This window comes from Exiguobacterium sp. SRB7LM (genome assembly GCF_015712685.1).
GTDB classification, from domain to species: Bacteria; Bacillota; Bacilli; order Exiguobacteriales; family Exiguobacteriaceae; genus Exiguobacterium; species Exiguobacterium profundum.
In genome coordinates, this window is record NZ_VWVR01000006.1 from 2,022,267 (window position 1) to 2,042,388 (window position 20,122).

The 20,122-nt window shown below is 48.1% G+C and carries 24 protein-coding genes and 1 riboswitch; of the genes, 7 read left to right on the forward strand and 17 right to left on the reverse strand.

Annotated elements, in window-relative coordinates:
- Positions 1-47: 47 nt before the first annotated feature.
- From F3H97_RS11135 to F3H97_RS11145, 3 genes are all read right to left on the reverse strand, one after another.
- Positions 48-587 (reverse strand): ribonuclease FAU-1 family protein, encoded by a 540-nt coding sequence (locus F3H97_RS11135; RefSeq protein ID WP_031421906.1) that lies wholly within the window; start codon positions 585-587, stop codon positions 48-50.
- Between the two features lie 62 nt (positions 588-649).
- Positions 650-1,702: a DUF58 domain-containing protein gene (locus F3H97_RS11140; protein ID WP_074035404.1), complete on the reverse strand. Its 1,053-nt coding sequence runs from the start codon at positions 1,700-1,702 to the stop codon at positions 650-652.
- Positions 1,703-1,704: 2 nt separating this feature from the next.
- Positions 1,705-2,625 (reverse strand): AAA family ATPase, encoded by a 921-nt coding sequence (locus F3H97_RS11145; RefSeq protein ID WP_196431411.1) that lies wholly within the window; start codon positions 2,623-2,625, stop codon positions 1,705-1,707.
- 93 nt (positions 2,626-2,718) lie between these two features.
- On the opposite strand from F3H97_RS11145, the gene F3H97_RS11150 reads away from it, so the two are divergent.
- Together F3H97_RS11150 and F3H97_RS11155 are read left to right on the forward strand one after the other, a co-directional pair.
- Positions 2,719-3,411, forward strand: coding sequence for a hypothetical protein (locus F3H97_RS11150; protein ID WP_031421902.1), 693 nt, complete (start codon positions 2,719-2,721; stop codon positions 3,409-3,411).
- Between the two features lie 73 nt (positions 3,412-3,484).
- Entirely contained in the window at positions 3,485-4,225 is a 741-nt protein-coding gene (locus F3H97_RS11155; protein WP_196431412.1) for a hypothetical protein, read from the forward strand.
- Here the strand turns inward: F3H97_RS11155 and F3H97_RS11160 are convergent.
- Positions 4,222-5,181, reverse strand: coding sequence for a phosphotransferase family protein (locus F3H97_RS11160; protein ID WP_196431413.1), 960 nt, complete (start codon positions 5,179-5,181; stop codon positions 4,222-4,224). The two genes, F3H97_RS11155 and F3H97_RS11160, sit on opposite strands and share 4 nt — an antisense overlap.
- Before the next feature lie 39 nt (positions 5,182-5,220).
- A riboswitch (TPP riboswitch) is annotated at positions 5,221-5,319 on the forward strand.
- Positions 5,320-5,385: 66 nt separating this feature from the next.
- Between F3H97_RS11160 and thiW the strand changes: the two genes are divergently transcribed.
- Entirely contained in the window at positions 5,386-5,871 is a 486-nt protein-coding gene (gene thiW / locus F3H97_RS11165) for an energy coupling factor transporter S component ThiW (RefSeq protein WP_047794734.1), read from the forward strand.
- A 60-nt stretch (positions 5,872-5,931) separates the two neighbouring features.
- The gene (locus F3H97_RS11170) at positions 5,932-6,195 is read left to right on the forward strand and encodes a hypothetical protein (protein WP_012727621.1); all 264 of its coding nucleotides are present in this window, start codon (positions 5,932-5,934) and stop codon (positions 6,193-6,195) included.
- On the opposite strand, the gene F3H97_RS11175 is transcribed toward F3H97_RS11170, so the two are convergent.
- A complete protein-coding gene (locus F3H97_RS11175) occupies positions 6,190-6,666 on the reverse strand; it encodes a GNAT family N-acetyltransferase (protein WP_084543024.1) in 477 nt (158 codons plus the stop codon). The genes F3H97_RS11170 and F3H97_RS11175 overlap by 6 nt on opposite strands.
- A gap of 116 nt (positions 6,667-6,782) precedes the next feature.
- On the opposite strand from F3H97_RS11175, the gene F3H97_RS11180 reads away from it, so the two are divergent.
- Positions 6,783-7,208 (forward strand): VOC family protein, encoded by a 426-nt coding sequence (locus F3H97_RS11180; protein ID WP_074035394.1) that lies wholly within the window; start codon positions 6,783-6,785, stop codon positions 7,206-7,208.
- Positions 7,205-7,603 carry a VOC family protein gene (locus F3H97_RS11185; protein ID WP_074035393.1) on the forward strand — a complete coding sequence of 133 codons (399 nt, stop codon included), beginning with the start codon at positions 7,205-7,207 and terminating at the stop codon, positions 7,601-7,603. Before F3H97_RS11180 ends, F3H97_RS11185 begins: the two co-directional genes overlap by 4 nt.
- Before the next feature lie 118 nt (positions 7,604-7,721).
- Here the strand turns inward: F3H97_RS11185 and F3H97_RS11190 are convergent, their stop codons facing one another.
- Positions 7,722-8,189: a hypothetical protein gene (locus F3H97_RS11190; RefSeq protein ID WP_196431414.1), complete on the reverse strand. Its 468-nt coding sequence runs from the start codon at positions 8,187-8,189 to the stop codon at positions 7,722-7,724.
- A gap of 3 nt (positions 8,190-8,192) precedes the next feature.
- Positions 8,193-8,384 (reverse strand): helix-turn-helix transcriptional regulator, encoded by a 192-nt coding sequence (locus F3H97_RS11195; protein ID WP_031421892.1) that lies wholly within the window; start codon positions 8,382-8,384, stop codon positions 8,193-8,195.
- Positions 8,385-8,561: 177 nt separating this feature from the next.
- On the opposite strand from F3H97_RS11195, the gene F3H97_RS11200 reads away from it, so the two are divergent.
- The gene (locus F3H97_RS11200; protein WP_196431415.1) at positions 8,562-10,376 is read left to right on the forward strand and encodes an LTA synthase family protein; all 1,815 of its coding nucleotides are present in this window, start codon (positions 8,562-8,564) and stop codon (positions 10,374-10,376) included.
- A gap of 35 nt (positions 10,377-10,411) precedes the next feature.
- Here F3H97_RS11200 and F3H97_RS11205 read toward each other — a convergent pair whose 3' ends face one another.
- From F3H97_RS11205 to glmS, 10 genes are all read right to left on the reverse strand, one after another.
- Entirely contained in the window at positions 10,412-11,296 is an 885-nt protein-coding gene (locus F3H97_RS11205) for a VOC family protein (protein ID WP_196431416.1), read from the reverse strand.
- A 14-nt stretch (positions 11,297-11,310) separates the two neighbouring features.
- On the reverse strand, positions 11,311-11,595 hold the full coding sequence (locus F3H97_RS11210) for a putative quinol monooxygenase (protein ID WP_012727627.1): 285 nt from the start codon (positions 11,593-11,595) through the stop codon (positions 11,311-11,313).
- A gap of 103 nt (positions 11,596-11,698) precedes the next feature.
- Positions 11,699-14,353, reverse strand: coding sequence for an MMPL family transporter (locus F3H97_RS11215; protein ID WP_196431417.1), 2,655 nt, complete (start codon positions 14,351-14,353; stop codon positions 11,699-11,701).
- Between the two features lie 3 nt (positions 14,354-14,356).
- Entirely contained in the window at positions 14,357-14,800 is a 444-nt protein-coding gene (locus tag F3H97_RS11220) for a MarR family winged helix-turn-helix transcriptional regulator (RefSeq protein WP_012727629.1), read from the reverse strand.
- Between the two features lie 85 nt (positions 14,801-14,885).
- Positions 14,886-15,842 carry an NAD(P)/FAD-dependent oxidoreductase gene (locus tag F3H97_RS11225; protein WP_196431418.1) on the reverse strand — a complete coding sequence of 319 codons (957 nt, stop codon included), beginning with the start codon at positions 15,840-15,842 and terminating at the stop codon, positions 14,886-14,888.
- Between the two features lie 69 nt (positions 15,843-15,911).
- Complete coding sequence (locus F3H97_RS11230; protein ID WP_196431419.1) at positions 15,912-16,598, reverse strand: DUF975 family protein; 687 nt, start codon at positions 16,596-16,598, stop codon at positions 15,912-15,914.
- Between the two features lie 81 nt (positions 16,599-16,679).
- Positions 16,680-16,898 (reverse strand): helix-turn-helix domain-containing protein, encoded by a 219-nt coding sequence (locus F3H97_RS11235; protein WP_012727632.1) that lies wholly within the window; start codon positions 16,896-16,898, stop codon positions 16,680-16,682.
- Positions 16,899-16,908: 10 nt separating this feature from the next.
- The gene (locus F3H97_RS11240) at positions 16,909-17,388 is read right to left on the reverse strand and encodes a DUF2975 domain-containing protein (RefSeq protein ID WP_196431420.1); all 480 of its coding nucleotides are present in this window, start codon (positions 17,386-17,388) and stop codon (positions 16,909-16,911) included.
- A 114-nt stretch (positions 17,389-17,502) separates the two neighbouring features.
- Positions 17,503-18,066 carry a YdhK family protein gene (locus tag F3H97_RS11245; protein ID WP_196431421.1) on the reverse strand — a complete coding sequence of 188 codons (564 nt, stop codon included), beginning with the start codon at positions 18,064-18,066 and terminating at the stop codon, positions 17,503-17,505.
- Between the two features lie 140 nt (positions 18,067-18,206).
- Positions 18,207-20,003 carry a glutamine--fructose-6-phosphate transaminase (isomerizing) gene (glmS, locus tag F3H97_RS11250; protein ID WP_196431422.1) on the reverse strand — a complete coding sequence of 599 codons (1,797 nt, stop codon included), beginning with the start codon at positions 20,001-20,003 and terminating at the stop codon, positions 18,207-18,209.
- Positions 20,004-20,122 lie beyond the last annotated feature (119 nt).

Sequence of the window (20,122 nt, forward strand, 5' to 3'; positions counted from 1 at the left end):
AAACTCCCCCTCCTACGCTCTTACTGTAGCAGAGAGAGTGAATTCGCTCATAGCTTTTGTTTTAACTGTTCGTAATGTCCTTTTGCCAAATCAAAGTAGATGAAGTCTCCACGTTCGATTCGTTCGAGTGTCGCTTCGAATTCACGCCATCCACGTTCGACCTGTTCAGGTGTCAGCTCGCCGCTCTTGGTCGCCTCTTCAAACTCATCCTCATCCTTTTTGACAATATCTCCGTTCGGAAACACAAGAATATCGAGCAACAAGTCATCCATATAAGGGATACCCTCTTCTTCGCCGATTCGGTCAACGAGGTCGATATACCACTGCACGATTTCGCCTTCCGGATTGATCATCGCTGTCACACCGAACGGTTCATTGTCCGGGAAATATTGGAGCCAAGCAAACCCGGCATCCGCCACGATGAATTCTTCCCCTTTATGCTTTTTATATAATGGTGCCCGAACCTCATCGATTTGGAATAAGGCGACGACGCCTGAAAATTGTTCCGTCTGAACACGAATTTGCGCGTAGCGGTTCTTTAAAATCCGTTCCCAGTCTCGTCGATTCGCATACTTTCGTTTTGCCATATGGATCTCCCCTTTGGTCATCTCTGTATGATACAGTTCGCCAGAAGAAAGAAAGTTCCTTGTTAGTCATACAGGTTATGCTGATTGAACCAGACGAGATGACTTTGCTTCAAGCGTTTCCGCTCGACCATACGGACGAACGCGTCTGTCGAGATGAAACGGTTCCCGGGATGGAGGTCGGCCAGCATCAAGAGGATGAGGCGTGAACCTCGCTCTCCCTCTTGAAGAGAGATATGTTCCATCTTCCCTTCTCCGTTGAAGCGGTTGATGAACAGCTCGACTTTACACTCTTCTTTTAAGAGTCGGGTCGTCACATATGCGACTTGGCTGATGATCGACTCGAAGTCGTGATGTAACGTGTAGCCGGACGGCCCACTCAAATCGACTGCGAACGTGAACGTATCGAGCGATGTCTTTTGAAAGACTTTCGACTGGACTCGTCCAAGTTTTGCCGTCGCGACCCAGTCAATCTCTTTTACCGGTTCCCCTTCATAAGGCTTTGACCCCAGAACCTGCAGTGGATTCCGAAGTGGTGATGCGGTCAAAGGCCGGTCACCAAGCGCTAAACGTTTCGTGCCGACCGGTGGGTGTAACGTAAGGGACGGTAATACCGTCCACCGCTTCTCGATGGGGCACTCGAGTAAGTACGTCCCGAGATGAAACGGGAGCGTCACAGCAAGTATGCATTCTTCGATGTAGGCAGGACCTCGGAATTCAGCTTGAATGTGAAGCATCTGACGAGCCTGATCTGTCCGTAATGTCAAATCCAAACTATTCGGGGACCGGTCGTGGGCTGGAAAACTGAGCGCTGTATTGGATTTCAGCCGAACACGAACCGGAAGCCCGAGTCGTTCGACGACTTCACTTCCATCTAAAATCAGTTGTACCTCCGTCTCATCCCCGACAAAGAGAAGGGATTCATGGCTATGTATGTGAAGCCGAAGAGCTTGTTCCAACTGTTTCCGTGTCCGTTCAAAGAACCAAACGATGCCCGCAAGTAAACAAAGCGCATATCCGACAATCTCCATGTACGGGACGAATACGAGAATCACCCCAGCGAATCCATAAACCGGAATCCATTGTTTCTGTAGGGCGTTATGTGTCGAGAAGGTCATCTTCAGCCCTCTACCGGCACAGAGACGGTGTCTAAGATGTAACGGATAATGTCCTGTTTCGTCGATTTGATGCCTCCTTCAAGCGTCAACGTCAAACGATGGGACAAGACATAAGGTGCCACGGCTTTCACATCTTCCGGAATGACGTACAATCGATCGTTCAGATAGGCATAACTTTGAGACGCTCGCATGAGCGCGATGGCTCCACGTGGACTGACACCGACCTCGACGGATGCATGTTCCCGGGTCGCGTGAACGAGCCCGAGTAAGTAATCGAGGACATCATCTTGAATCGATACTTGCTTCACTTCCTCCTGAGCACGGCGTAACTCGTCTAACGTCGCAACCGCCACTACGGTTTTCCTCGTTTGGCGCATCACTTGTAAGAGGAGTTCTCTCTCTTCCGCAACATCAGGATAACCGACTGGAATCGAAATCAAGAAGCGATCGAGTTGGGCATCCGGTAAGGAGAACGTCCCCGCTGATTCAATCGGGTTTTGCGTCGCGATGACGAAAAATGGTTTCGGCATCGGATATGTCTCTCCCCCGATGGAAACTTGTCGTTCTTCCATCGCCTCAAGCAAGGCGGACTGCGTTCGTGGAACCGCTCGGTTGATTTCATCAATCAAGACGATGTTCGCAAAGATTGGTCCTTGGCGATGATCGAACGTCTGCGTCTGCATGTTGAAATAGTCTGCTCCGATCACATCAGACGGTAACAAGTCGGCCGTGAATTGAATCCGGGAAAACACCCCGTCGAAGCTAGCCGCAATTGTTTTGGCAAGTAACGTTTTTCCCGTGCCTGGCACATCCTCTAATAGAATATGTCCTTCCGCGAGTAACGCCGTACAACAGAGGCGTACGACATCCTCTTTTCCTAAATACACTTCGTTCAACTGTTTGATGACCTGCTCCATGCCCATATGACGACCTCCATTTTTTGTCTTAATCAAACTTTACCTTTTTATGGTAAGATAAACAACAAATAGTCTGAAAATTCAAAAGGAGGTACCCTCTTGCGCTGGACGAACAAGTTTCTTCTCATGATTGTCGCCACACTCCTCGGCACCTTTACGATAATGGTGATTGCGACGAGTGTATTCGAGTGGCTCTATAACCCGGAAACGATACCGGTCGAGGAAAGTCATAGTCTTCCAACTGATCTCCTATCGGATGAGGATGATGGAATTTTAATTGGTGAATCCAAAGCAGATTACCCGTTTGAATTGGATCCTCAAAAAGGAAAACATCACTTTTTTGAGAGAATCACGGGATCTGGAGAATCAACACGACGAAATCTCGGACTATTCGTCGCTTTGATCGCATTCTGTTGCTTCAGTTTCTATGTCTATCGAAAACGAAAACGGCATTTGACGAACGCACGAGATGATGATGATTCAAGCATAGACCCGCTTGTAGAATCGCTACAACACAAGAACGCCTCGTCCGTTTCGACGCTCACAGCGTTCACGAACGTCCCGATTCGCGATGCACTGATCACATTCAACCAATCTCTCGTACCAGTCAAGCGATTGCGTGCTCATGAGACATTGCAAGAGTGGTTCCAACGCATCGATTTACCGATGAACCCGTCCGTTTATCATGCGGTTCGCTACGGCACCTCTTCAGGTGTGACGATTTCTGAAGAAGATACACTTCACTTCAAGAGAACACTCGATACCTACGCGACACGTCCTCACCCCGAGTGAGAATGTGCACAGGTTCTGCTTTTTCATCATGAATGATAAAATGGTGGAAAATGTCAGTTAAGGGGATGGAAACATGAAACGATGGGCGATATTCGGATTAAGTGCACTTTTACTCACGGGTTGTACAGATACGGTGGCAGACAATCCAATCCCAATCGAATCACCCGATGAACCCATCACCGAATGGACGCGTGAGGACTTTAAAGACGTCTATGACCAATACGAACAAACGAAACCGCTCCTTACTGCCCTTGAACAACAAGGAATCAAACCGTTTCGGGAGACGTTCGAACGGGTCATCATCGCCGGCAACGGTCTCGAGCATACGTATGCGGATATTTACCCATTTAAGCTCGATGACGGGACGTATGCTACCATTTTCGATAGTCAGGACGGAACGGTGATCAATGGTTCTGAGTCGGTCGCTCCGCTATTTTGGCAAGAGGAATCCTTCCTTCAATACGTCGAAGAGATTGAAAATCGGAAATTCGGTACAAGTGCCCCACCTACCGATGTCGTCCTCACGCAGGATGAATTCCAAACGGTCTATGACCGCCATGCCTACACGTCAGCCCTCCTCGTCGAACTCGATGAAGCGGGCGTCGAACTGGCACGGGAGCCAATCGATGACGTGATCATTGCCGGGAACGGCGTGACCGAAGTCACTGCCGACTTGTTCGTATTCGATGTCGAGAGCGGGTATGCCATCGTATATGATCAGGACGGAGAAATTTTAAAAGGCCCCGAATCCATCTCACCGCTCTTTTGGAACGAGAAGGACTATGAGGACCTGTTAGCCAAGAATGAAAGTTAATGCGTGTCACGTTGTAACTTACGATATTCCAGTAACAACTTGAGCCATTGTGCCGGTTTGTCGCTGGAATCTTTTTTGTCCCGACGATGTGCTGTGACGTAGGTGTGCCATGAGATGGCCCGATACACGCATCCCAATTCCTCCGCAATCTTCATATGACGCTCGAGTATTTCTGTTGGCGCGACGTGTCTCCATTCTTTCAAATAAACCTTTCGTAACTCATGGATTTTCTCTATCCATAATGTATCGTCCTCTTCCGGCAATAAATCGAACAAGATGTTCCAAAAGACACGCATGCTAAAGAATGGATGTGTGATTGTTGCATCTCCCCAATCGAGAATCACCGGTTGATTGCTTTCAGGCTCCCAGAAAATATTCCCTCCATGCAAATCGCCGTGGTCGAGACTCATCGGTATACCACTTTCTAGTTCTTCACACATCGACAGAAGTTCAGGTTTTAGTGCCAACACTTCTTCCCGCTGCACCCGCTCCAGATTTAGACTCATCTCAACGAACGTCGATTCGATTTCCTCCCTGAGCATAGACGGACGACGGTCTGGAACCCCCATTTTTAAAAGTTGCTCCGTCTCACCACTCATTCGTTGCTGTAATTTGGCATACTCTCGTAGCGCAACCTCATACTGTTCCTGATCAGGTACATCACGTAACGGGTGACCGGAAACTTTTCGCAAGATGAACCATGGATGAACCGGATGCACAGCGACTACGTCTGGCACGAGCCCAGGCAACATATGAGCAAGATATTGTGACAACATTCCTTCACTCTGACTGATTGAAGTGACCGCTTTAGCATAGACGCCATTGCCATGAACCAGATACGTCAAATCCGTATCTTTTTCTAGATGCCACGTCTCATTCGAAATATATTCATCAATCCACTGATCAAACTCATGCTTGAGATCAGTGTTTTCCCAGAAAACAGATAGTTGTTCCATATTCGTCCCCTTCCAATTTATGCTATACTCAAATCAATAAACGACCACTAGGGGAGCCTTCGGGCTGAGACGGCATTTGCCGGACCCTTTGAACCTGATCTGGCTCATACCAGCGTAGGGAAGTGGCTTGGAATACGTCTCTGTATGTCCACGCCATTTTTCCGTCTGGAAACGTGGCGTTTTTATTTTGAAAGGAGACTATTCATGCGTATTCAACAACTCACTTGGATGGCGATGCTCGTTGCCATCGCCGTCGTCGGTTCGATGTTCATCTCGATTCCTACAGGTGTCGCCCGCGCTTATCCGATTCAACATATGGTGAACGTGATTGCCGCAGTCACCGTCGGTCCAATCGGAGCCGTTCTCGTCGCTTTCGTCACCGGACTCATTCGCGTCATGACCGGTACAGGATCACTGCTCGCATTCCCTGGTGGCATGATTGGCGCGTTTCTTGCCGGCATTTTCTTCGTTCGCACGAACCGCGTCTATGCGGCCGCTCTCGGAGAAATCATCGGGACCGGCGTCATCGCTTCGTTGATTGCCGTCCCGTACGCAAAACTGTTGATGGGTTCGACGTTCGGTGCATTTTTCTTTGTCCCGGCGTTCCTTGCCTCTAGTTTGACGGGCGCGCTTCTCGGTTGGCTCGTCTTGTCGCGTGTCAAACAGTTGCGACCGAGCGTACTCAAATAAAAGCTCCCTTTTTGGATGAAAATGGTAAACTATAGACAACATCTACAGAGGAGGGGTTTTATGTCTCGTTTCAATCAACTTGTAGCGGGTGGTATTTTGTTGTTTTTGTCCGGACTCTTATATACGCTCGAACGCATCGCACTCTACATACGTTGGTACGCCGAAATCTCAACCGGGAGCTGGTTGGAAAAACCGTCGTTTGTCGATCCATTTCTCCAAAACTGGTTCGTTACCTTGTTTCTCTTTGCCGCTATCCCCTTCTTCTTGGCAGCTATGAATGTCACGCAAAAAATAAGTCCATCCGAGAATCCGACCGACTCATGACGGTCGGTTTTCTGTATGATAGACCCAAATCGCTTCACCATTCCATTCATCGATTAAGCCGCTGTCGACAAAGCCGTTCTTCGCATAAAATCGTTTCGCGACTTCATTCTCTTGATGGAGACTGAGGATGATATCATCCACGTCGTATTGTGTCTGGATGAATTCCACTGCCATGCGTAGGCACTTCGTTCCAATGCCTTTCCCCTGTTCGTTTTGATCAATCATGAAACGGTCGAGCCACATGTAACGTTCTGACTGGTTTTCCGCTCCGACCATCATGAAGCCAACCGGTCGCTCGCCTTCATAAAATGCAAAGCTCTGCCAATTGTATTTCGTATCCTCAATCATCTCTCGAAGGGATTCGGCATTCGTCTCGATGAATCGAGATTGTTTCTCGTCCACTGTCAGGGCGATGACCGCCTCTCGATTGACTGCATCAACCGGTTGAATCGTGATTTCGTTTACTTTCATACATTCACCTCATTGATTTTCTCTCTTCCATACAATTTCTCCCGTAAAAAGTTTCTTCTCCCGTATCTTCGAAGGCTTGTATTCGCTACACTAACAATAGAAAAGGAGGGGATCTTATGTTCCGAATCGGAAGTATCTTTATTCCCGTATCAGATGTAGAACAGTCTCTGAACTGGTATACCACTTATTTTCATGCCCAAGAAATCGGGCGCTGGGAAGGGGGCATCGGAATCTGTCTGCCAGATGGCTCAACTCAACTCGGATTGATTCAAACTACTTCAACGCAACCCACAACATTTAAGGATGCGTCCGGACAAGCCCATGTTTATTTCAATATCATCTGTGAAGACATCCAGCTCGCGTATCAATCGTTCGAACAAGCAGGGTTAATTGCGACCCCGCTTCACGATTTCGGTGGTATGTCCTGTTTTGACGTACGAGACCCGGATGGACATACGATCAGCCTCATCTCAGAAGAATTGACTTCCCCGTTCCACCGTGATCGAGTGAAAGAGTTGCAAACGAAAGGAAACAACCAATGAAACAAATCCATCATATCTGTATCCAAACCCCGGATTATGCCGCATCGAAGTCATTTTACGAAGCGCTCGGTTTTGAACTCGTCCAGGAGTCGCCAAACTTTCATACGCGTGACTTCAACAGTTGGCTCAAGCTCGGTGATTTTTATATTGAGCTCCAGACTGCTAAAGCGGATGAAACGTTACAAGACTACTCGAAACATGCGGCCGGTCCCGTCCATTTCGCCCTCTATGTAGATGACCTCAAAGCGGAAGTCGCACGACTCGAACAACTCGGCGTCACGTTTTTACCGAAGCACGGTGGCAACATCTACTTCGTCGTCGATGGACATTTAAGTAAATTAAAAGCACCGGAAGGAACCATCATTGAACTGCGTGATACGTTCGAGATTACATAATCAGAGCTTCACAGTTATCCAACAAAACCAGGTCCATGTTTGCATGGGACCTGGTTTTGTTATGCACTCTTAAAGACATAGATGTCCTATTTGAAGTAAAACGAATATATCACCTCGGTCATGAAAGCTCACGATTTTTTCTAAATGACCGTTGAAGTGAAATGAATTGTGCGACCAGAAGTAACCCATTTGAAAGAAGTGTCATTGCTAACAAGTCCACCCAAGAGTAAACCACTACACCCGTCACCTTTAATGCTATTGCCACTCCAGCAAACAAAACAGCAAACTTCGATGTAGAACCAATCAGTTTCCTTAGTTCCATTTTATATTCAGATTTCTCAACAACGTTTGCATACTCCATACCTGAGACAATATAACGAATCCATACATAGAGACTTAGAATTGCTATAACACTCAATAAAATATATGAAGACTCAGTGTTGAATATACCTGAAAATCTATTCAATAGAACGACTACTCCCAAAAATCCAATGAACAAAACGAAAGCCTCGGCTATAAAGTACAACATCCGCCTTTCTTTATATTCGTCATTTGGTAAAAACATTGTGACCCATGATTCTTTCATCTTTTACTCCTCCCAGAATAAATCATTTAGAGTGACGCCCAGAACCCTCGCAATGGCAATACAGAGTTTCAAAGAGGGATTATATTTATTCGATTCGATCAAACCGATTGTCTGTCTAGTCACACCGATCGCCTCTGCCAAATCGGTTTGAGTAAGATTCTTTTCTACTCGATGTTCTTTTACTCTATTTCCCATGTCTGTCTCCTAATTTAGTTGCGCAATACCTAAAATGTAATATATATATTCCATTAACGCAATATATATATTACATATTTTTGATTACGAATGAATCTCCATCACACTTTCTACGTTTTCTCTGTTCATAAGAAAGGAAAGGATACAGTAACTACATTTTGAGTTAGGAGATCACTAATGAAATATCTCGATTATTGGAGCTACTTGTCACTCTCTCTGGCAAAGCTCTTCTTTTTTAGCTGGTTGACCGCGACGGCGTTCGACTTCTCGTTTTTCCTCATCAATTTGGCGACGATTTTGCTCCTGACGAGTTGGGCACTCGCCGTGTCTTATCCGATCCGCCGATGGATTTTATACGTTTCTCTGTTCCTGCACAGTACCCTGCTCGTCTCGGACGTCTGGTACTATCGCTATTTTGAAGACTTATTATCCGTCGCCTTACTATCTGATATCGGGCAGATGGGAGATGTCGGGGGTGGCTTCTTGACGCTCATCCGCCCAATCGATGCGTTCTTCTTCATCGACCTCATCATCTACGGTTTGATTTTGCGTTATATGAAACGTCATCCTGTCCGTGAAGGGAAGCGGAACGGAAGACGATTGGCGCTCGCTGGCTTCGCACTCGGATTCCTTCTCTTCACAATCCCTCTCACCCTCAGTTTTCAGCGTGGAGAAAAGTGGATCGCAGATGACCCCATCTCGAATATGCGTGAATACTATCATCTTGGATTTTGGGGCTATCACGCGATGGATGTCGCCCGAGGCGTCGAACGTGCTATGGGATGGAACGAAGCCCTGACAGACGAAGAGCGTTCTCAAATTCAAGCACTCTCTTATCAAGAATTAAGTGCCCCAAGTCCAGATACGAACGTTATCGTTTTACAACTCGAATCATTCCAAACATCCGTCATCGATCAACAGATTGATGGACAGGAACTGACCCCGAATTTGAACCGACTGCGACGTGACATGCTTTACTTCCCGAACGTGTATCATCAAACGCATGAAGGGCGAACGTCTGATGCAGAGTTCATCGTCAACACGTCACTTTATCCTGTCAAATCTGGTTCCGTCTACACGCGTTTCCCGGGAAATCAATTCAGCGCGCTCTCTCAATCCTTGAATGAGGCGGGCTACGATACGGCAGCCATGCATTCGTTCCGAAAAGACTTTTGGAATCGCGATGACTTTTATGACAATATCGGGTTCAATCATTTCTTTAGCGACAAAGACTACCCCGATCAAGGAATCATCGGGATGGCACTCAACGATCAGGAATTCTTAAATACGTCGGTCGGATTTATGGAAGAGTTGGATGAACCATTTTACGCATTTTTAGTCGCTTTAACGAGTCATACACCGTACGATATCCCGGAAGACGAGAAGCGGTTGGACCTATCTGATATTGACGACCCCCTTCTCGAAAATTATTATCATACCGTCCATTTCGTCGATGCCGCTGTCGGTCAGTTCATCGAACGACTGAAACAAGATGGGCTGTGGGATGAGACGCTTCTCGTCATGTATGGTGACCACGATAGCGGTCTGACGGCGCCAGGAGAAGAGATGGCTACCCTCGAAGAAGTGGATTCGACGGTTGACGCGTTTCAACTTGACCGTGCTGTCCCTCTCTTCATCAAACCACCTGGACCGACGACAGGAGAAGTCATGGAGGCGAGTGGTGGACAAATCGATATCGCCCCGACGATTCTCGATTTACTTGGAATCTCTCCAGCATATATGCTTGGCGACTCCCTATTAAATGATACGTCAAATCTAACCGTCTTTCGGACGGGCGCTTTCCGATATGAAGATCATTACTATGAACCAGACTTGACCGAACGTACTGGTAACGGCACATGCTATTCCATTGAGACGGAAGAACAAGTCGCATTCGATCGATGCGCCCCTTACATCGACCGTGCGGCCAGTCAACTCCGGCTCTCGGATACCATCATCGAGAAAGATGCCCTCTCGCAAATGAGTCCATGAAAAAACTCCCGAGCTATTTGTCTCGGGAGTTTTGTTCAGTAAGCTTTACGCAATGTCGCGATATCAAGCTTTTTCATGGGCAGACATGCCTGTACGACCTGTTCAATCTGCTTTTGCGAACCTACCGTCATTATCTCTTCCATTTCCCACGGGATGATTTGCCAGGAGATGCCATAGCGATCTTTCAGCCAACCACACTCCTCTGCTTCCGGTACAGCCGATAGCCGCTCCCAGTACGAATCGACTTCTTCTTGCGACTCACAAAAAGCGATGAGCGACTGGGTCTCGTTAAACGAAAATGTATGATTTTCATTACTGTCCATCACGACAAATTCTCGACCGGATAAGACGAAACGAGCATAGTTGATTTTCCCGTCAAGCTCGTCCCCGTCTTCTTCCGTGTATCGTACCGTATGTCCGTCCAATACATATGAATCTTTGAAAATAGAGATCCAATCGTTCATCGCCGCCTCGGCACGACCGAACGCTTCTTTGACAAACAATAGACATGGCGTCACGAGCTGAATGTCCATCCCGCCATCATGCATGATTTGCCAAGAAACCCCGTAGCGGTCCTGCAACCACCCATAACGCTGACTGAAGTCGTACGTGTCTAATGGAATCAAGATATCCGCTCCGTCAGATAATCGTTCCCAAAGCGCATTGATTTCTTCCGTCGTCGGAAGCGACACCATGTAGGAAATGGACGGATTCCGTTCATGCACCTTCCCTCCCCCAAGCAACTGAAAGAATTGTCCAGCGAGTGATAGCGTCACAATCGTCGTATCGCCTGCTGGTGAACTTGAAAATCTCGTCGTATAGTCGACAAACGAATCTGGAAAGATGGATACATACCACTCGGCAATCTCTTCAACGTCCTGCTCAAACCAAATACATGGAATCACGGGTTGCGTAATCATGAGAATGTCTCCTTTCAGACTTCATGCAAACGATAGACCTCACGGACGGCGAGAAGCTCTCCGGCTTCATCACGATACGCCTGATAGTGCGACGACTGGATATGGTGATTGAGTGCATTTTCATCCTTATACTTTTCATAGAAGACAAACGTACCTGGTGAATCGATCGCCTCGTGAAGAACGTACGCGAGACATCCTTCTTCCGCACGCGACGGCGGAATCACACGGTACAGCGCGTCACGTAACGCCTCTTCTTTTCCGGGATGGGCTTTCAAGATTGCAGTAATGACGATTTCCATACAGTATTCCTCCTTAGATAATGGACCTGCCTTTCTGTTCCCGAATCCACTACAATCTATCCCAAAAAACGGATATCTCATCATACGAGACATCCGTTTCTGCTTATGACTTTTTCTTTTGTCGGAATGGCCACCAGACACCATCGCCAAATGAAATCGTAATGGCTGGGATCAAGAGGGGTAACACAATCAAGCCATACAATAACAAACCGGTGATGACGATTGTCGCGATCTGGACGAGACTGAGCACGCCTGACGGAATCATGGCACCGAACGTCCCGGCGAGGATGACCGCGGCTGTCATAATGACGGTACCCATCTTCGTCATCGAGTGGATGAGCGCCTCACGGACCGTCTTCCCATTGATTGTTTCTTCCCGGAAGCGATCTAACAAGAAGATGGAGTAGTCAATTCCAAGGGCAATCAACATGACAAATCCAAAGAACGGAACGGCCCAGCTAATCCCGTCATAGCCGAGTCCTTCTACAAAGATCAGCTCTGTGATTGCCGCTGACGTATAGTACGTCAAGAGAAGCGAAGCAATCATATAGAGTGGCATGATCATCGAGCGGAACAGTGCTGTCAAAACGATGAACAACGTCACGAGCATGATGGCTACCGTTCGATTAAAATCATTCGTCGATGTTTCATTTAAATCGCTATTGATACTTGAGATCCCGGCATATCCGATGGTCGCATCCGCATACGGTGTTCCCGTCACGGCACGATTCATCGTCTCTTTGATTGTCTCAACGGTATCAATCGCTTCTGGCGAATACGGGTCCATCTCTAAGACGACCTCGAGCTGAGTCGCCATTCCTTCATCGAAGACATATCGTTCGACTGCAGGTGAGAACTCATCTGATGTGAGCGTCCCTTCCGGAAGATACACGCCTGTCTCCCGAAGCGCATCTGCTTCACTCAACTGTTGTAAGAACGAAACGGCTTCGCCGAGACCAGACTCAATTTGTCCTAGCCCGTCGTTCGCTTCCGCGACACCTGTCGCCAGTCGCGCTAACCCGCTACCAAGTTCACCGACCTGAGAACCTTGTGCACTTAATGCGGACGCCGCTTCGTTGATTCCTGACTCAATTTGTGTGAGGCCAGCTGATACTTGACCGAGCTGTCCGACTGCGGCCGGGATGTTTTGAGTCGCTGTCAATCCTTGCCCAATGAGACCAAGTTGACCATTCAACTGATTTAGTCCCGCTGCTGCTTCTGCAAGCGGTGCCCCAGCATTGGTTGAACCGCTTGGTAGTTGTCCAACAATCCCGTTCAATCCTTGCTCAATCTCATCCAATCCAGTTTGAACATCCCCGAGACCCGTCTGCGCTTCAGACAAGCCATCGCTGACTTCACTGAGCTGCGTATCGACATAAAAATCATCGATGACTTCACCAGTAGGACGTGTGAGCGCACGGACACCATTCACACCTTCGACTTTTTCAAGCTCACTTGCAAACTTTTCGATATAGGGAACTTCTGATTCTGTAATGGCTTGATCTTGTCTCAAAATGACTTGTACCGGAAGGGATTCCCCTTGACCGAACCCTTCTGAGATCAAATTCAGTCCACGAACTGAATCGTACCCGTCTCCAATCTCATCGACCGTATTGAACGAACGGGCATCGTCATATGTGAATAAGACAGGTACTGTAATCAACCCGACGACCAAAATCGATACGAACGGGCGATTGACCGACAATCGGCTCAAGCTAGCCCAAAGCTTGCTGTCATGATGCTCGCCTGCCTTTTTCGACGGCCAAAACAGTCGCTGTTTGAGCGTCGCCATAAAGAATGGGACGACCGTGAAAAGAATCAGCAGCAACACCGCAATCCCGACTGCGACGGCGACCGCTGATTTAAAGATTGGAAAATCAGCAAATCCGATGGCGGCAAAACCGACGAAGACCGCGAGTCCACTGATGAGGACCGTCCGTCCTGCCGTCTTGTACGTATTGACGATGGCGTCTTCGATGGCATGTCCTGCACTGAGTTCTTCTTTATAACGGCTAAGAAGCAGGATACAGTAGTCTGTCCCAATCCCGAACAAGATGGCGACAAGAAAGATCTGCGTGTAGTTCGACACCGGGAACCCGAACCAATCCACGAAGAACGCGACAAAGGATTGACTCAATAGATAAGTGAATCCGACCGCGATGAGCGGGATGAACGGGGTCACGATGGAACGGAAGACGAGAAGGAGTAATCCAAAAATCAACACGACCGTGATGATTTCTGTCTTTTTCAACCCTTCTTGTGCACTTAAGTTCACATCATTGTTAATGATTTCTTCCCCGGTGATATATACTGTCTCCTCTTGCGGGAGCACGTTTTCACGGACATCATCAGCAAACGCATTGATTTCTTCCGTCGTACCTTCTACCGTGATGGGGACGAGAACGATGCGTCCGTCTTCCGAGACAAGCTGTGCCTCTGTCTCTTCACTTTCAAACGGATTGAGAACATCCGTCACGACCGTTTCGTTTTGTTTAAGTTCTTCGATGACACGCGCGACATCTGTTCGCTCCGTCTCTCCGATTGATTCAAACTCATAGACGAGGGAGATGGTCTTGTCACTCTTCCCGGCTTCATCTAAAATCGCTTGTGCGCGTTGTGAGTCCATGTCGTCCGCAAGTTGGAAGCTCCCTGCCTCTTCTGCTTGTTTCGTTAAGTTCGGTGCTGCGACAAATAATGCTGCCGTCAATACGATGAGGGAAATGAAAATTCCCCAGCGCCATTGAATGATTTTATGCATGTGTTATTCCTCCCCGATTCGGAGCAATTGCTTTATTTTTCGGAACGTCCGAACAAACTGCTCGATTTCAATTTCGTCTACTTCTCCATCGATGAGGGATTCCACATATCGATAGACGGCACCGTCCACTTCTTCGACGAGCCGTTTCCCTTCTGGGGTCAATTCAATCAATCGTTCCCGTTGATCTTGTCCTCGTCGACTCGTGACGAGTCCTTTGTCGACCAACTTTTTCAGGCGATTCGAGACCGCACTTTTATGGACACCTTGTTTTTGCGCCAATTGCCCAGCCGGAGTTGGTCCAAACTGATCGAGTAACTTCAACAGTTGGAGCTGTTCGCGCGAATACTCGCGCCATACGTCCCCTTCCATCGCTTCGATGACATGTTCCGTCCCATGGAACATCACTTCTTCAAACAACTGCACCGCTTCGCGCATCAATGCTTTCATTTTTAGTTTACCCCCTAAACTAGATGATTATAGTTTATGCCCTAAACTAAATGGCGTCAAATAAAAAGACCGATAAGGAGTGCCCTTATCGGTCCATGTTCTTTTCGATGGTTTCTGCCACACGTAACCCAGACAGATAGGCACTTTCGAATCGCGTTCGTCCGGATGGATCATCGGACTCAAGGAAGATGTCCCCTGCTAAATAGATGGGATGACGGCTTACTTGATAAAACGGCTCATGCCATATATCTTTCGCTTGCGCGTAACGCCAGCGTTTCAATTGCCGTGATCGGATGCCGAGGTCTCCGACTTCCTCACGCACTAACCGCTCGATTTCAGCAAGTGTCTCTGCTTCCGGTCGCTCATACCAGTCCTCACTCCACGTCTCTTCCATATAGACACTTATAAGTGATGTATCGGAGATGCCTTTTTGCCGATTATCGACGATTTTTAATACACCAGGTACCAGTTCTTGATCGAGAATACCGTCTGCTCCAATCTGCACATCACCGGCACATTCAAAAAGACCGACGAACGTCGGCGCATATACGAGACGAAGTAGCGCGGGTTTGATCTGGTCGACCAAACTCCCTAGTAGTTCGAATGACTGTGGAAGCGGTGCCGTCATCACGACTTGATCATAGGAACGCGTCGTCACGTCTGTCTTGACTGTGACGGTTCCGTCTTCTTCCACTTGAACGTTCTCCACTCGTTCATTCAACTGTACGGTCAAATCTTCAGCTAAACGCTTAGCGAGGGCATTCATCCCATCAATCGCGACATAACGTGGATAAGGGTCGGCATACCAGACTTGCACCCAGTTCGCATTCATCCACGACTGTACCTCTCGTTCGAGCTCTTCTCCACGCACCGTGAAATATACCGCTCCATGGTCGGCTCGTCCATCACCGATTCGACGCGTCGCCAAGCGTCCCCCGACGCTTCGACTCTTTTCAACCAGTTCGACGTCATGACCTTGACGCGCGAGTTCACGCGCTGCGATGATTCCGCTCAGACCGGCCCCGATGATCCCAATCTTCATTCCGCATTCCCCTTTCTCTTCATGAAGATTGTAGCACGTTCATTCAATTTCCCCTCTGTTTGATATGCTTCAGGCTGGCTTGTTCCATTGTTCGTCGTAAGCCCGACGCGTGTCTTCATACATGACAGCGAAGCGCGCAACGACTAACGGGCGAACAAGGGAAGTCGCAACTAACAGTGACCAGGATGACAAAATCGGTAATTTGAAAACAATACTCAGCGTGAAACCCGTCAAAAAGACCGGAATCATTGGCAGGATCAATTTAAATGCTTCCCATTTCTGTCCACGCATCATCCCACGAGATTTTGTAATTGCTTCTGTTGGGGACAAATGAGGCTCATCTCGCAATATAAAGAAAGTGAATGCGTAAGAAAAGTACTTTATGATTCCTGGAACGATTAGAAGCAGCCCCCACAATAGTTGGAAGAGAACCATGAGTAGGAATGTGGCCAAATTTAAGCGGTAATTCTTCCGAAACGGTTTAAATACATCTTGAAAATGCAATTCCTTATTTCGCACCGTATCTAAAATGACCCAGCTGTATCCGACATACATCGGAAGAGACATCACATATAGGATGAGTCCAATCACACTGATCATCATAAGAATAGTAGAACTGTGTTGGATCCCGTAATATGTCGGATCTATCATAAGCCACACTTCTACTAATATCGCCATTGCAAAAGACCAACCGATGAGTTTCCCCGTTCTTCCTTTCAAGGCCTCATGTGTCCGTTCCGTCCATGTTTGAATCATTCTACATCTCCCCCTGACTGATACCTTTATATACGGAGCATAGTAAGAACACGTTTCAAATTCATATAAAAAAGCAGAGATTCACTCTGCTCGCTCGTCCGCTCGATATTCCAATATGTCTCCCGGTTGACAGTCGAGTGCTTCGCAAATCGCTTCAAGTGTCGAAAAACGAATCGCTTTGGCCTTCCCGTTTTTTAAAATCGACAAGTTCGCCATCGTAATCCCGACTCGCTCCGACAGTTCCGTCACACTCATTTTTCGTTTCGCCAACATCACATCCAGATTCACAATCATCGCCATTTCTCTCACCTCAGACCGTCAAATCGATTTCTTGTTTCATGTCGATGGCGCGCTTCAATAGTTTCTGTAACAACTCAGCAAAAACCGCAATGACAAATGCGGCGAAGACGAAGACGAATCCGATGACTAAAAATCCTGGCGAGTCGTCACGCTCAGCGAACCAATAGAAGAACGGGAGTGTCGCCATATAGATGGCCGTGATGGTCAGCGCACAATATTTAATGATCCGAAGTGCTTTCACCGCCCGATAGGAGAATGCCTCATTCCGGTCAATCAATCCAAGTAAGATGAATGACTGTGACAAGGCAACGAAAAAGGGAATCGCTGCTACATACATCCCTCCAATAATCGGTCGCATCGAATTTGCAATCCATCCTCCGCTCTCCACCGCCTCTCGCCAAAGGAAAGGGAGTAAAAAGATACAGGCCGCAAGAATCGGGAGAGCTAAGACAATCACCGATAGTTTTAAAAAGACGGTTTCTCGTTTCACCTGTCATACACCTCACTCATTTTATTTCTTTTATCATACGCCCGTTTTTATCGTTTATCAATAAATATTTATCGAAAAAAATAGACCTCGAGATGTACTCGAGGTCTACTTCATTCATTTCATTGCTTCTAATTCACTTTCGGTCACCCATTTATGATTTGTGACCTCTTCTCCGTCTTCAGTCGTGTAATCAACCATGTAAACGGTCGTCTCTTCCACTGTATCGATAGTCGCTTCTGCGCCGTCCATCCCTTCCATATGGTCGGCAGCCAATACGACCTCATCCCCTTCAGACAACGGCGCCTCGTCCGGATTATCCAGTTCTTCGTGAATCACCCATTTGTGATCCTCTACCGGGTCACCACCTGTAGTCGGTGTATAGCTGACGGCGTAGACCGTCGTATCATATGCACCGACAATCGTCGCCTCCACGCCTTCCATGCCCGGCATGTGATCCGCTGTCATCATCGCGGTTGATCCGACTGGATACGTCGGATCACTGGCTTCCTTCAGCCCGTCTGGAACTTCTCCAGACCCGGAGTGATCCATCGCTGAATGGTCCATGCTTTGCTCTTCTGACATCTCCATCGATGTGTCCTCTACCGTATCCCCACAAGCGGCCAATGATGTCGCGAGAATCATGACACCGAGACCTGTCATCCATTTCTTCTGTTTCATCGAATCTCTCCTTCTCTTCATTTTCATGTTGAGTGTACCCGTTCCGGAGAATGAACAGACATATTTGAGAACATTACGATGATTTGTTAACTCATTGCAACAAAAAAGACCAAAATCCCGAAAGATTTTGGTCTTGAACATTATTCAACCGTTACAGACTTCGCCAAGTTACGTGGCTTGTCGACATCGCAGTCACGAGCAAGTGCTGCATAGTACGAGATGAGTTGAAGTGGAAGAACCGTCACGAGTGGCGTGAGAAGTGGTTCAACACGTGGAAGAACGAATGCGTCGTTCTCATGCTCCATTCCTTCCATTGAAATCGTACATGCGATGGCACCACGCGCCACAACTTCCTTGATGTTTCCACGGATGTTGAGGTGTGTGTTTGGTTGAGACACGAGCGTGATGACTGGTGTCCCGTCTTCAATCAAGGCGATCGGACCGTGCTTGAGTTCCCCACCTGGGTACCCTTCTGCTTGGATATATGAAATCTCTTTCAGCTTCAATGCGCCTTCGAGACCTACATATGAATCCAATCCACGTCCGAGGAAGAATGCGTTACGTGACTCTTTCAAGAACTTATCTGCAAGCTCTTCAAAGATTTCTTTTTGTGCCATGATCGAGTCCATCGTTGTCGCAACGAGTGCAAGTTCTTGCATGAGATCAAACGGGAGTTTCTTCCCGTTCGCACGAGCGATGTCGTATGCGAGAATTGCGAGGACGGCAATCTGTGCCGTGTATGCTTTCGTCGACGCGACCGCGATCTCTGGTCCTGCGTGGAGGAGCATCGTCTCGTTCGCTTCACGTGACAATGTCGATCCTGCCACGTTCGTTAACGTGAGCGCTTTATGGCCCAATTTTTTCACTTCGACGAGGACGGCACGGCTGTCCGCTGTCTCACCTGATTGTGAGATGAAGAGGAAGAGTGGCTTCTCTGTCAAAAGTGGCATGTTGTAACCGAACTCTGATGCGACGTGTACTTCAGTCGGTACACCTGCAACGCGCTCAATCAATTGCTTCCCGACAAGACCAGCGTGGTAACTTGTACCACATGCGACGATATAGACGCGGTCTGCTTCCGAGACGAGTTCACGCACGCCTTCTGCGAGCTCGATGTCGCCGTTCTCGTTCTGGTAGTGCTGGATGATGTTACGGATGACGGCTGGCTGTTCGTCCATCTCTTTCAACATGTAGTGCGCGTACGTGCCCTTCTCGATGTCTGACGCATCGATTTCGGCCGTGTATGGTGCACGCTCGAGTACTTCGCCGTCGAGCGTCTTGATCGTCGCCGCCTCACGTGTGAGGATGACGATCTCACCATCGTGGAGCTCGAGGTACTGGTCTGTCACCTGGAGCATCGCCATCGCGTCTGATGCGACGACGTTGAACGTGCCGTCACCAAGTCCGACGAGGAGCGGTGACTTGTTCTTCCCGATATAGAGGCGTTCTTGGTCCTCTGAGTCGATCATCGCGATCGCGTACGAACCGTGGAGGTCCGAAAGCGTCTTGCGGAACGCCGCCTCGACATCGCCGAGTTCGACGAAGTGTTTTTCCATGAGCTGGACGATGACTTCTGTGTCCGTCTCTGAAAGGAACGGGACGTCGAGCGTGGCTTTCAATTGTTCATCGTTCTCGATTACGCCGTTATGGACGAGCGTGAAGCGTCCAGTCGTGCTTTGGTGCGGGTGGGCGTTTGGTACGCTCGGTACCCCGTGTGTCGCCCAACGTGTGTGACCGATTCCGATCGTTCCTTCAGCGTCAGCCGGTACGATGTCACGGAGTGCTTGAATCCGTCCTACTTCTTTGAACGTACGAACGTCCTCGCCGACTAATGCAATTCCTGCTGAATCATAGCCACGATACTCGAGCTTTTCAAGCCCTTTCAATAAAATCTCTTTCGTTCCAACTTGTCCGATCATCCCTACGATTCCACACATACAAAACTCTCCTCTTCGCTTCGATTTCTCGAAAAAGGAAACGGGCTTTTTTGAGTGATGTCATCAAGTCTCGTTTTGTCCGCCCGGTCACCCGAACGTTTTATCAAGACTCTCTCAGT

What these genes read in the sequence shown, in the direction of transcription:
- F3H97_RS11135 (WP_031421906.1), bottom strand. Translation starts at nt 587, where the DNA reads ATGGCAAAACGAAAGTATGCGAATCGACGAGACTGGGAACGGATTTTA.
- F3H97_RS11140 (WP_074035404.1), bottom strand. Translation starts at nt 1,702, where the DNA reads ATGACCTTCTCGACACATAACGCCCTACAGAAACAATGGATTCCGGTT.
- F3H97_RS11145 (WP_196431411.1), bottom strand. Translation starts at nt 2,625, where the DNA reads ATGGGCATGGAGCAGGTCATCAAACAGTTGAACGAAGTGTATTTAGGA.
- F3H97_RS11155 (WP_196431412.1), top strand. Translation starts at nt 3,485, where the DNA reads ATGAAACGATGGGCGATATTCGGATTAAGTGCACTTTTACTCACGGGT.
- F3H97_RS11160 (WP_196431413.1), bottom strand. Translation starts at nt 5,181, where the DNA reads ATGGAACAACTATCTGTTTTCTGGGAAAACACTGATCTCAAGCATGAG.
- thiW (WP_047794734.1), top strand. Translation starts at nt 5,386, where the DNA reads ATGCGTATTCAACAACTCACTTGGATGGCGATGCTCGTTGCCATCGCC.
- F3H97_RS11170 (WP_012727621.1), top strand. Translation starts at nt 5,932, where the DNA reads ATGTCTCGTTTCAATCAACTTGTAGCGGGTGGTATTTTGTTGTTTTTG.
- F3H97_RS11175 (WP_084543024.1), bottom strand. Translation starts at nt 6,666, where the DNA reads ATGAAAGTAAACGAAATCACGATTCAACCGGTTGATGCAGTCAATCGA.
- F3H97_RS11180 (WP_074035394.1), top strand. Translation starts at nt 6,783, where the DNA reads ATGTTCCGAATCGGAAGTATCTTTATTCCCGTATCAGATGTAGAACAG.
- F3H97_RS11185 (WP_074035393.1), top strand. Translation starts at nt 7,205, where the DNA reads ATGAAACAAATCCATCATATCTGTATCCAAACCCCGGATTATGCCGCA.
- F3H97_RS11190 (WP_196431414.1), bottom strand. Translation starts at nt 8,189, where the DNA reads ATGAAAGAATCATGGGTCACAATGTTTTTACCAAATGACGAATATAAA.
- F3H97_RS11195 (WP_031421892.1), bottom strand. Translation starts at nt 8,384, where the DNA reads ATGGGAAATAGAGTAAAAGAACATCGAGTAGAAAAGAATCTTACTCAA.
- F3H97_RS11200 (WP_196431415.1), top strand. Translation starts at nt 8,562, where the DNA reads ATGAAATATCTCGATTATTGGAGCTACTTGTCACTCTCTCTGGCAAAG.
- F3H97_RS11205 (WP_196431416.1), bottom strand. Translation starts at nt 11,296, where the DNA reads ATGATTACGCAACCCGTGATTCCATGTATTTGGTTTGAGCAGGACGTT.
- F3H97_RS11210 (WP_012727627.1), bottom strand. Translation starts at nt 11,595, where the DNA reads ATGGAAATCGTCATTACTGCAATCTTGAAAGCCCATCCCGGAAAAGAA.
- F3H97_RS11215 (WP_196431417.1), bottom strand. Translation starts at nt 14,353, where the DNA reads ATGCATAAAATCATTCAATGGCGCTGGGGAATTTTCATTTCCCTCATC.
- F3H97_RS11220 (WP_012727629.1), bottom strand. Translation starts at nt 14,800, where the DNA reads ATGAAAGCATTGATGCGCGAAGCGGTGCAGTTGTTTGAAGAAGTGATG.
- F3H97_RS11225 (WP_196431418.1), bottom strand. Translation starts at nt 15,842, where the DNA reads ATGAAGATTGGGATCATCGGGGCCGGTCTGAGCGGAATCATCGCAGCG.
- F3H97_RS11230 (WP_196431419.1), bottom strand. Translation starts at nt 16,598, where the DNA reads ATGATTCAAACATGGACGGAACGGACACATGAGGCCTTGAAAGGAAGA.
- F3H97_RS11235 (WP_012727632.1), bottom strand. Translation starts at nt 16,898, where the DNA reads ATGGCGATGATTGTGAATCTGGATGTGATGTTGGCGAAACGAAAAATG.
- F3H97_RS11245 (WP_196431421.1), bottom strand. Translation starts at nt 18,066, where the DNA reads ATGAAACAGAAGAAATGGATGACAGGTCTCGGTGTCATGATTCTCGCG.
- glmS (WP_196431422.1), bottom strand. Translation starts at nt 20,003, where the DNA reads ATGTGTGGAATCGTAGGGATGATCGGACAAGTTGGAACGAAAGAGATT.